General features: G+C 42.0%; 8 protein-coding genes and 1 rRNA gene. 1 reads left to right on the top strand and 8 read right to left on the bottom strand.

The features are described from left to right. The 5 genes from BT127_RS03075 to BT127_RS03055 all read right to left on the bottom strand — a co-directional run. Nucleotides 1-139 (bottom strand): 16S ribosomal RNA (locus BT127_RS03075); the annotation flags it as partial. Between the two features lie 414 nt (nucleotides 140-553). Next, a complete protein-coding gene (locus tag BT127_RS03070) occupies nucleotides 554-1,114 on the bottom strand; it encodes a type II secretion system protein (RefSeq protein ID WP_075423549.1) in 561 nt (186 codons plus the stop codon). Nucleotides 1,115-1,373: 259 nt separating this feature from the next. After that, nucleotides 1,374-1,862: a prepilin-type N-terminal cleavage/methylation domain-containing protein gene (locus tag BT127_RS17120; protein WP_075423548.1), complete on the bottom strand. Its 489-nt coding sequence runs from the start codon at nucleotides 1,860-1,862 to the stop codon at nucleotides 1,374-1,376. Nucleotides 1,863-2,337: 475 nt separating this feature from the next. Continuing rightward, nucleotides 2,338-3,426, bottom strand: coding sequence for a type IV pilus twitching motility protein PilT (locus BT127_RS03060; protein WP_139275370.1), 1,089 nt, complete (start codon nucleotides 3,424-3,426; stop codon nucleotides 2,338-2,340). A 34-nt stretch (nucleotides 3,427-3,460) separates the two neighbouring features. Next, the gene (locus tag BT127_RS03055) at nucleotides 3,461-5,140 is read right to left on the bottom strand and encodes a GspE/PulE family protein (protein ID WP_075423547.1); all 1,680 of its coding nucleotides are present in this window, start codon (nucleotides 5,138-5,140) and stop codon (nucleotides 3,461-3,463) included. A 122-nt stretch (nucleotides 5,141-5,262) separates the two neighbouring features. On the opposite strand from BT127_RS03055, the gene BT127_RS03050 reads away from it, so the two are divergent. Then, complete coding sequence (locus BT127_RS03050; RefSeq protein WP_082334878.1) at nucleotides 5,263-6,102, top strand: prepilin peptidase; 840 nt, start codon at nucleotides 5,263-5,265, stop codon at nucleotides 6,100-6,102. A 65-nt stretch (nucleotides 6,103-6,167) separates the two neighbouring features. Here the strand turns inward: BT127_RS03050 and BT127_RS03045 are convergent, their stop codons facing one another. From BT127_RS03045 to BT127_RS03035, 3 genes are read right to left on the bottom strand one after another with little or no spacing between them, the layout of a single operon-like run. Beyond that, nucleotides 6,168-7,202 (bottom strand): PulJ/GspJ family protein, encoded by a 1,035-nt coding sequence (locus BT127_RS03045; protein WP_075423546.1) that lies wholly within the window; start codon nucleotides 7,200-7,202, stop codon nucleotides 6,168-6,170. A 13-nt stretch (nucleotides 7,203-7,215) separates the two neighbouring features. Further along, on the bottom strand, nucleotides 7,216-7,617 hold the full coding sequence (locus BT127_RS03040; RefSeq protein ID WP_075423545.1) for a type II secretion system protein: 402 nt from the start codon (nucleotides 7,615-7,617) through the stop codon (nucleotides 7,216-7,218). Between the two features lie 20 nt (nucleotides 7,618-7,637). Next, nucleotides 7,638-9,896 (bottom strand): bactofilin family protein, encoded by a 2,259-nt coding sequence (locus BT127_RS03035; protein ID WP_075423544.1) that lies wholly within the window; start codon nucleotides 9,894-9,896, stop codon nucleotides 7,638-7,640. Between the last annotated feature and the right edge of the window lie 37 nt (nucleotides 9,897-9,933).

Below are 9,933 nucleotides of genomic sequence, written 5' to 3'. Positions count from 1 at the left end.
CTCAAAGGCAGGTTGCTCACGTGTTACTCACCCGTCCGCCACTAAGAATACTCAGTAAACCAAATATTCTCCGTTCGACTTGCATGTGTTAAGCGTGCCGCCAGCGTTCGTCCTGAGCCAGGATCAAACTCTTTATAAAGTTGTATATTAAATCCTTTCGGACTTAAAATCAATCCTGTTCAATAACGCTTGCGTTATTACTGCGTTTTAAAGTCTTTGCTTGACTATTTCTTTGCTTTTCAGCAAAGGAATCTCAAGGGTCGTTACTTTTTCTTGCATTGTTTAATTTTCAAGATGCTGTTCGCTCTCCCTCACGGGACAGCTTTAATATTATATCACAACTCGAACCCTTTGTCAAGTACTTTTTCAAAGTTTTTTCAAAAAAGTTTTTGTTGTGTTGTTGTCATCTCTGACAGCTTTTATATTATAACACGGTTTCTATGATTTGTCAACTCAAACTTCAGCGTTAATATTCATCGGTTTTTGTACAAATCGTATATCGGCTGTATAAACAAAAGCGCAGCCTTTTCAGCTGCGCTTTAATTAGCTTTGATTATACCGTAAGTCTTTCAAGGGGAACATGAACCACATGATTGTTTCGAATTGTTTTCTCTTCCCCTGCAAGAAGCGTTCCATTTTCCTCAGCATCTTTCAGGTTCACAGGATATACTCCGACAAAGTTATCAGTTGCGTCTCTTCCTGCCGCAGCAGCTTCAACTTTGTTATCAACCACATAAATTTTATATGCGTATTCCGGATTATCAAGGATCCTGTTAACTGTTTCTGCAAAAACCGCATTGCGAGTATCGCCGGAAGAAATATCATTGCCGTCAGAATCGCATACAAACCCACTACTTCCGTTCCAATAGAAATAGAAAGGACTTGTTACATATCTATTCGCAGGATCAACATGCAGACTTCTCTCGTTTGCGTTCATTTCAACAACAGCTGTCTGAGCTGCATTGAAAACTATTCTTGCAGTAGCATTGTTCTGTCTTGTTCTCGCTCTACTAAGAAAATAGCCCCATGTCGGTATCAGTAAAGCCGCAAAAATAGCAATAATTGCCATTACTATAATCAACTCAATAAATGTAAAGCCTTTTTTACGCTTCATGCAAATCCCTCCTTTGCCTTATACAAGTATATTATACCAGATTATTCACAATTTGTCAATAAAAAGCTTGTGTAGTATGATACAAACTTTTAGAGAAAAAACTGTGCAATCAGACAACTCTCTATCATTGATTTCACACGATTAACGTATTATTTATTAATTGATTATTTATATTTCTACATGTTTTAAAAAAACCCCCTCTCCGAAGAGAGAGGGTAATTTTAATTAAGCTTTATTAACTTATTCAGTTTTTAGCTCATCATGTTGTAGCTGTAGCCTTAGCCTTAGCAGCAGCATTAGCAGCACCAACAGAACCACTGTATGACTCGTAGTTGTCTGCATTAACAATACCTGAAGGATATGTACCTGTGTATGTGCCATTAGGAGCATAAGCAGCTGAAACGCAAGCCTGGCTAACGATTGAGAAAGCAATATTAGAACCATCATCATTAACCTTAGCAAACTTCTCTACGCTCTTCTTGAAATCATAACCAGCCGGTGGATTTGTAGGAGTTAAAGTTAAAGAAGTGTAATCAGCATCACCGACATATCCGCCTGCTTCATCAAGCTCTGTAAGAGCAGTGTTTATGCCCTTGTAGAGTGTTGCAGCAGCTGAGTTAGCTGATGAAACCTTTGACTTTCTGATGTAACCGAGCATTGCTGGTACGAGGATAGCTGCGAGCACAGCGATGATTGCGATAACAACGATGAGCTCAATAAGTGTAAAACCTTTCTTTGTAGTTTTCATGACGAAAACCCTCCTTATAAATAATATTTGTGCTTTCGCACTGTTTGTTTTTCGGGATGTGAGGTTTTTTATTTTTTAACCCCTTCCCTTTCCTGTGATTATAGTATACCACGTCATTCACAAAATGTCAATACTTTCTTGAATTTTTTTTCATGAAAATCACTTTTTTTACATACAAACGGTAAAACAGGCCATTTTTGACGTCTTTTTCGTCAAAATGCACAGTATTCTATGAACATATTAATTGTATTAACCTGTTTTGATGCTTTTTGCGTTCATAATTACTGACATTTAGTCTCACGATCCGGGCTGTTTTTACCTCTTAAAAAGACAATACGACATTAATTATTTTCTAATTTCATTCTAATTATGAACAACTTTTCTCTTTCGTTTACAATTGAACATATTTTCTGCGCTGATTATTCATAAAAAAGAAATATTCCCCCGCCGTAACGAGGGAATATATTCACAGATCTTACTGAGCTCCGCCGCCGAACTGCGACAGGAAGCGGTAAAATTCCTGCTTGTCAAGGCACTTCTCAAGAGCATCAACTTCGTTGATAACTCCTCTTGCAACAAGACGTGCAAGCTCCATATCCAGTGACATCATGCCCTGCTGCTTACCTGTCTGGATAGCAGACTGTACAAGGTGGATCTTGTTATCACGGATCATAGCTGAGATAGCGTCGGTTACGTTAAGGATCTCCATACAAGCGATACGTCCTGTACCGTCTCTCTTAGGAATAAGAGTCTGAGAGATAACAGCAACAAGGTTGTTAGCGAGCTGTGTACGGATCTGGTTCTGCTGATGCTCAGGGTAAACGTCAATGATACGGTTGATGGTATCAGCAGCAGATGTTGTATGAAGTGTGGACATTACAAGGTGTCCTGTTTCAGCAGCTGTTACAGCAGCCTGGATAGTCTCGAAGTCACGCATTTCTCCTACGAGGATTACATCCGGGTCCTCACGAAGAGCAGCACGGAGTGAAAGTGCGAAGTTAGGTACATCGAGGCCGATCTCTCTCTGGTTGATCATGCAGCGCTTATGATCGTGAACGTACTCGATAGGATCCTCTACAGTGATGATATGAGCGCTTCTGTTAAGGTTAACGAAGTCGATCATACCTGCAAGGGTTGTAGACTTACCTGAACCGGTAGGTCCTGTTACGAGAACGAGTCCACGGGGACGCATTGCGAAATCAGCAAGGATCGGAGGAAGTCCGAGATCCTCAAGAGTAGGGATGTCGTTACGAAGAAGACGGATAGCGATAGCAGGCTTGCCCTTCTGGAAGTATACGTTAACACGGTGACGGTAACCGCTCTTTGTCTGGAAAGAGAAGTCGGTATCGTGATGGTTATTGATACTTGTCTGCTGCTGCTCGTTAGTCATCTGCTGGATGATATCCAGTATCTCCTCTTCATCCATTTCGGGGTACTGTGAGCGCATTGTTCTCAGTGTACCGTTAAGACGAACTACAGGAGCGATAGCATTTGTGAAATGCAAGTCTGAACAGCCGAGGAGTCTGACCTCGTCCAGTATTTTATGAATATTAATGATTCCCATTGTAATTTCCTCCTAATATATATATGTATAACGATTATACTGAGAATGTTGCTCTTACAAGCTCATCAATTGATGTTTCGCCTGCCTGAACAAGTTCTGATGCATTATCACGGAGGAGTCTTGTACCGTTTGCCTTAGCAGCCTTTTCGATATCTTCCTTGCTTCCGTTTGCAGCGATGATAGAAGATACCTTTGCAGTACAGTGAACGATCTCATGGATAGCAGTTCTTCCTCTGTATCCTGTGTTATTACACTCAGGGCATCCACATGGCTCATAGATCTGGATAGATGAAGGAATTCCCATAAGTTCATTCTCTTCCTCTGTTGACATACGAGGCTTCTTGCATGAAGGACAAAGTACCTTTACAAGACGCTGAGCGATAACGCCGATAAGTGAAGTAGCAACCATGTATGAAGGTATACCCATATCAACGAGACGAACAACTGTTGAAGCAGCGTCGTTGGTATGAAGTGTTGAAAGAACAAGGTGTCCTGTGATAGCCGCACGGATACCGATATCAGCAGTTTCCGCATCACGCATCTCACCAATCATAACGATATCAGGGTCCTGACGGAGGATTGAACGGAGGGCAGCTGCGAAAGTCATGCCTGCCTTCTGGTTAACCTGACACTGATTGATTCCATCGATAGCTTTTTCGACAGGGTCCTCAACTGTGATAACGTTTACGTTTGGCTTAGCTATCTCACCGAGGGCTGCGTAAAGAGTTGTTGTTTTACCTGAACCGGTAGGTCCTGTTACGAGGATAACGCCGTGTGGTACGCGGAGCATCGACTCGAACATTGCGTAGTTATAATCTGACATACCAAGGTCTGTGATCTTACGAAGAGCGATCTGACCTGTTGAAAGAATACGGATAACGATCTTTTCACCGTGTACTGTAGGAAGTGCAGATACACGGACATCAAGAGTAGTGCCGTCAACGGTCTGAGTGAAACGTCCGTCCTGAGGGATACGCTTCTCAGCGATGTTCATGCCGCTGATGAGCTTAAGACGTGTAGTAAGAGCGCTGTGAACTGCTGAAGAAATGTTCATGAGTTCAACAAGGTCGCCGTTAACACGGATACGGATACGTGTATATGTTTTGAATGGCTCGATATGGATATCAGTAGCGTCTGCACGGAAAGCATTTTCTACGATAGTTGTAGCAAGCTTAACGATAGGAGCGCTTTCAACACGATCGTTCGACTCGTCGTCCATAGGACCGCCGAGGTCGTTGCCCACTGTTGAGTTGATGCTGTCGAGAACGTTATCAACGTTCTGCATTGAGTAATTCTTACCGATCGCCTTATTGATAGCCGAGGTAGTTGCAAGAACAGGAACGGTGTCCATACCTGTTGATACCTTGATATCCTCAAGTACGATGAAGTTTACAGGATCGTTTGTAGCAACTGTAAGACGCTTACCTGTTATAGCTATAGCGATTACAGTGTGCTTTCTTGCCAGAGCCTCCGGTACTTTCTGTACAGCCTCTGTATCGATATCGATACTGTCAAGGTCTACGTACTGGACTCTGAGCTTTCCTGCAAGTGCCTTAGTGAAATTCACTTCAGACATGATGCCGAGTTCAACAACAACGTCGCCGAACTTCTTTGTTCCATTGGATTCCTTCTGCACCGCAAGAACTCTCTGGAGCTGTTCGTCAGTGATCAGCCCCTGACTAACTAAATAGTCGCCAATTCTCTCGTTTCTCATAACAAACCTCCGCTTATTCCAGAGTCTGCAAAAAGTTATGCAAACTCTTAATTTACTCTTGAAATTTTTAAGAATTATGTTATAATAGATTTATGTAATTTTTAATGAAAGGAGGGTAAACCATGTTCGGATTTGAAGACATGCTCCATAGTGAGTTTACAGAGTGGCCTTTCAAGGTCATGTTTTACTCCATCATCTTTCTGCTTGGCATCAGCATAGGCAGTTTCCTGAATGTTGTAATACTCAGGCTTCCGCGTCATGAATCGCTTATAAAGAGCTCTTCACACTGTATGACATGCGGTGCGAAGATCAGACCGATAGATCTGATCCCAGTTTTCAGCTGGCTTTTCCTCAGAGGAAAATGTCACAGCTGCGGAGAAAAGATCTCGCCGCGCTATCCTATAGTCGAATCACTCAACGGATTGCTTTACGTATTAACATTCGCTGTACTGGACATAAATGCTAAAGCCATAATAACCTGTGTTCTCATATCGCTTCTTATTGTTGTGGGATTCATGGACTGGGATACAATGGAGATCGACATGATCATCGTTGCACTCATTTTCCTTCTTGCTATCCCGTCTGCGATATTCACAGAGGATGCTTCGATCAAAAGCCGCATAATAGGTGCTCTTGTCATCAGTGTTCCGTTCTTCATCATCGGTGAGATCAGCCGTATCTTCATCAGGAAGAAAACGGGTGAAGATTTCCGTGCTATCGAACTCGGCGATACTATATTGATGTTCGCCGCAGGAGCTTTACTCGGAACACAAGCTATTATCGTTTCAGCATTTGTTGGAATTCTTCTTGCTGCTATCGGCGGCATCGCCTATAAAGCAGTTACAGGAGAATCAAAGTTAGCGTTCGGACCGTATCTTTCCATGGGTATTGCGATCGCAGCACTCTGGGGCGGCAGCATTGCTAACTGGTACATTGGTTTATTTGCTGATAAAATGCAATAAGCAAAAAAGAATTACAGGCAGCAGCTTATCTGCTGCCTGTTTTTTTATTCTTTTTCAGTCAGTTATTAAGTGTGGAATTCTTCCTCATATGCGTATATGAAGTAGATGTCCTTAGCAAAGTCAACACTAACATCTGTCGGATCTGTTCTATTCTGAACACTCATATCAATTGTATATCTGTCATACTGAACAGAATCCATTATCGTAATATTAGCTGTGTCTAAAATGAAAGCTGATGTACCCGTAGGATTAGCATGGTGGAATGCTCTTGGCTGATGCCCACGCTCAACGCTGTTAAGTCTTGCAAAAGGTAAAGATATTGAAGAGATCGAACACGGCTCGCGGAATGCTCTGTAGTTTGATACATCCGCAAATGCTGCGCCGCTCGGAGTAACTGTGTCACCTGTAACAACAACCGACATTGAAAGATTCTGGCTGTTGAAAGCAAGTGTATCAGCATTCATATCAATATCAAGCGCTCTGTATCCGTCAGTTGATCCTCCTGGACCGACAGCGCTCTGTAAAGTACCTGTTCCGAGGCAATAATTGAATGTATATCTTCCTGCATCATTTGCAGCAAAATATGCATCCGGTAAAATAGATGTTGCTCCGGTTTCTGCTGCATCTATATCTAATTCAGAAATATTTGCAGTTTCAGCACAATCAAAAGGAACATCGCTGACTACTATCTGTCCGCTTGGAAAAGAAGCGGTACCATTATTCAGAACATGCATGATATGTATTGTTCCTTTTGCAGGCTCCTGACTGTTCGCTCCAGTTCCTATAATCATATCCTTATAGTAATTATTTTTGAATGCTGTACATCTTTCTGCAAGCTGATCATTTGTCAGTTGTCCTGCTCCGGTTAAAGAATTGCCTGCATAGACCCATACATTGTCAGCATCATTAAGCTGTCCGTGTATAATGTTCTCGATGTTATTTGTATAACTGTAGGTTCTTTCGCTTACGCTTGTTCTTTTGAATATTCTTGCCACAGGCTGATACAGCATGAAAGCCGCAAGCAACAGCATAGTGAAGAGAGCCATAACAATTATCATTTCAATAAGCGTAAAGCCGCTTAATCTTCTTGACTTTTTCATTAAACTCCCTCCCTTACGGTCCAGCTGTTACTACCTGAATGAATCTCAGATCCCTATCATCATGCTTATCGCCCGCAAGGCTTCTTTCGCTGATGGAATCATCGTAAATATCAGCTGTGTTAAAGACATTGCCTTCAACATTCTGGCTAGTGCCATTCAGTCCGACAGTAATAGTTAAATTAGCCTCAGGGGTTATATCCTGAACATTTCCTGCGCTGTTAATATACTGAGTTCTGTGGTTTCCCGCATAAGGAGCTTCAACTGCAACCTTATCCTTCATGCCTGTTGTGCTTTTGCTTGTTTCATCAACATTAAGTCCGATTCCGAGAAGAAGTCCTGCCATTACAGTAAGAATGAACATCGATATGATGATCTCGATAAGAGTCATGCCCTTAAGCGTTCTTTTCTTTTTCATTTCAGTCATCCTCCCTTTCATCAGAATCCTGTATCGAGCTTAAGGAAGCCAAAGTTGTTTATTGCGTCAGGAACGCCCTTGAAAAGTCCGTTTCCAAGCCATGTTACCTGATGACCGCTTCCTAACCAATTAGGTTCAACGCCATATTTGCTTGTGTAACTGTCAACTGTCCACTGTGCACTTGTTCCGCCAATAAGCTCCATATTCGGTGCCAAAGCATTTGCAGCAACCAGTGCCTGAGCGCCAAGTGTAAGTGTAGTAGTTTCATTAGAATAAAGCATTACATTAACATGATCAGTACTCTGATCGATATCACCAAGCGTTGTTTGACCTGTGATCTTATCAGCTACGCTCTTACAAAGGAGCGCTGATCTATCATTAAGCTTAAGATCACCCTGGATCATTACATTTATTACGCAAGAACTGTCGTCAAGAACAAGTCTTGTATCACTTGGAATAGTAAGTGTTTCTCTTTCATCGCCAAGAACTACCCAGAAGTCTGTTGCTCCTGCTGGCGGTACTATTGTAACTGTTCCGCTGAGCGTAGCGTCATGCGGAATATATACTACAGAGGATGTTCCGTTAGTATATCCATCACCATATGTATTTGATGTGTTCTTAGCAGCAACTGTTGAAGGAAGTTCTGTATAATAATTTGAGAAATCACCACGAGTATTATCATAACCGATCGCTTCAAGAAGCTCTGTCTGATTTGTTATGATCTTGTTTCCTCCGGGCTGTACAAATCCACTGAACATAGACTGAAGATCAGAAGCAGTAGGATCCTGACCATAGATCTCTTCACGTGTCATTGTATCAGGATATGCTGGTTCACCAAATGAAGCAAAATCAGAATGCAGTGCCTCGAAGCCAGCTATAGAAGTAGCATTATCGCCTGAAATTGAATCATAGTATGCAGCACTTCCATCGACTATTTCGACTGACTTGGTACCGTTTAATACTATATTTCTTGCAACAACATTACCATGAATTGTTAAAGGCTCATTCGCATTTATGGTTAATGTACCTTCTACACGAAGCTCACCGTCGATTTCTCCGCCTGCATTGTATTCAAGATTACCGTTGCAGTATATGCTACCTGTTTTAGCAGGAGTAAACTGACTTCCTGATGCAGGATCCATAGAAGCTGTCCAGCTGTAAAGCTTCGAGCTGCTTCCTCCATTTATAAGATTATCTGCACCTGCATCCATAAGGTAAAGATCACCTGCAATATGAACAGGACCCGTGCAGTCAATGTTAGCTTTTCCCAGGAACACGTTATAAGGCGCCTGGTTGCCTGTTACACCGTCTCCACTGTATCCTGTACCAAGATATAACTGATTCTGATTATAATTCATTGTTCCGTTTACAAAGAAGTAAGGAACATCCTTCTGTGTCCAGTCTGCCGGAAGCAATCCCGGATCATATTCAACATCTACGATAAGCTCGTTATCAACATTCAAATCCTTAGTAATGATTGTTTTGAAAGAAGGATCACTTACATGTATATGAAACTGTGCGCTTGTTTCAAAGCTTCCGTTAACAAAGAACATAGGACTGTATATTTCGGTTGAGTTTCTTGGATTATATACGCTGTCTCTGTTATATTCACCAAGACCGAGAATTACAGGAGTTGAAAGTGTACTACCTGTTGTATTGAAGGCAGAATCACCGATAGTCTGGAATCCTTCGGGAGCAGTTGGAGATGGAGGTACTACTGGAGGAGTAAAGGTTGTTGGATTAGCAAGGAAATCCTGATATATAGTCTTTCTTGCACCACGCTGTCCGACCTGAACTGTTGCTGTAACACGAATTACATTGAATTCTTCCCATCGAGCAGGTAATGCTCTTCCTGGATGTGAGGGATCTTCAGGGGATGGATTCCACTTCCACTGTGTTATCGGATGATCCGCTGCATCATGAAGCTGTTCAATTCTGATCTGACCATCATGAGTACCTGAGCCATCCGGATCAACGAGTCTTCCCATTGCAGGATTATAAGCAGCACCAAAATCAACGTCTGCATATGTTACTCTTGTGCCAAGATTCAGAACAGCATCTCTTATGGCTGTATTGTCTTCTGTTGAACGATAAAACGCATCTATCGCAGCCCTTGCAGTGTACTCAGCCTGCGACGACGTGTATGATCTGTGCGACCTTCTGTTTGCCGCATTGGCAAGAACGAGAGTTCCTGTCATGAAGATTATCAGCATCGCCATTACTGCAACAACAGTAAGGAGAACTGATCCATGTAATTTTCTATTCTTCTCTGTTTTCATTTTTCTAACCGCCTTTCAAGTTATTTCTTTGTGTATA

It is taken from the genome of Ruminococcus sp. XPD3002 (assembly GCA_900119535.1).
Taxonomy (GTDB): Bacteria; Bacillota; Clostridia; order Oscillospirales; family Ruminococcaceae; genus Ruminococcus; species Ruminococcus flavefaciens_H.
The sequence above is the reverse complement of the archived record's forward strand: the minus strand, read 5'-3'. Positions and strand labels throughout refer to the sequence as shown.

Coding starts and splice junctions, on each gene's coding strand:
- BT127_RS03050 (WP_082334878.1), top strand. CDS start 5,263: ATGTTCGGATTTGAAGACATGCTCCATAGTGAGTTTACAGAGTGGCCT.
- BT127_RS03060 (WP_139275370.1), bottom strand. CDS start 3,426: ATGGGAATCATTAATATTCATAAAATACTGGACGAGGTCAGACTCCTC.
- BT127_RS03055 (WP_075423547.1), bottom strand. CDS start 5,140: ATGAGAAACGAGAGAATTGGCGACTATTTAGTTAGTCAGGGGCTGATC.
- BT127_RS17120 (WP_075423548.1), bottom strand. CDS start 1,862: ATGAAAACTACAAAGAAAGGTTTTACACTTATTGAGCTCATCGTTGTT.
- BT127_RS03040 (WP_075423545.1), bottom strand. CDS start 7,617: ATGAAAAAGAAAAGAACGCTTAAGGGCATGACTCTTATCGAGATCATC.
- BT127_RS03070 (WP_075423549.1), bottom strand. CDS start 1,114: ATGAAGCGTAAAAAAGGCTTTACATTTATTGAGTTGATTATAGTAATG.
- BT127_RS03035 (WP_075423544.1), bottom strand. CDS start 9,896: ATGAAAACAGAGAAGAATAGAAAATTACATGGATCAGTTCTCCTTACT.
- BT127_RS03045 (WP_075423546.1), bottom strand. CDS start 7,202: ATGAAAAAGTCAAGAAGATTAAGCGGCTTTACGCTTATTGAAATGATA.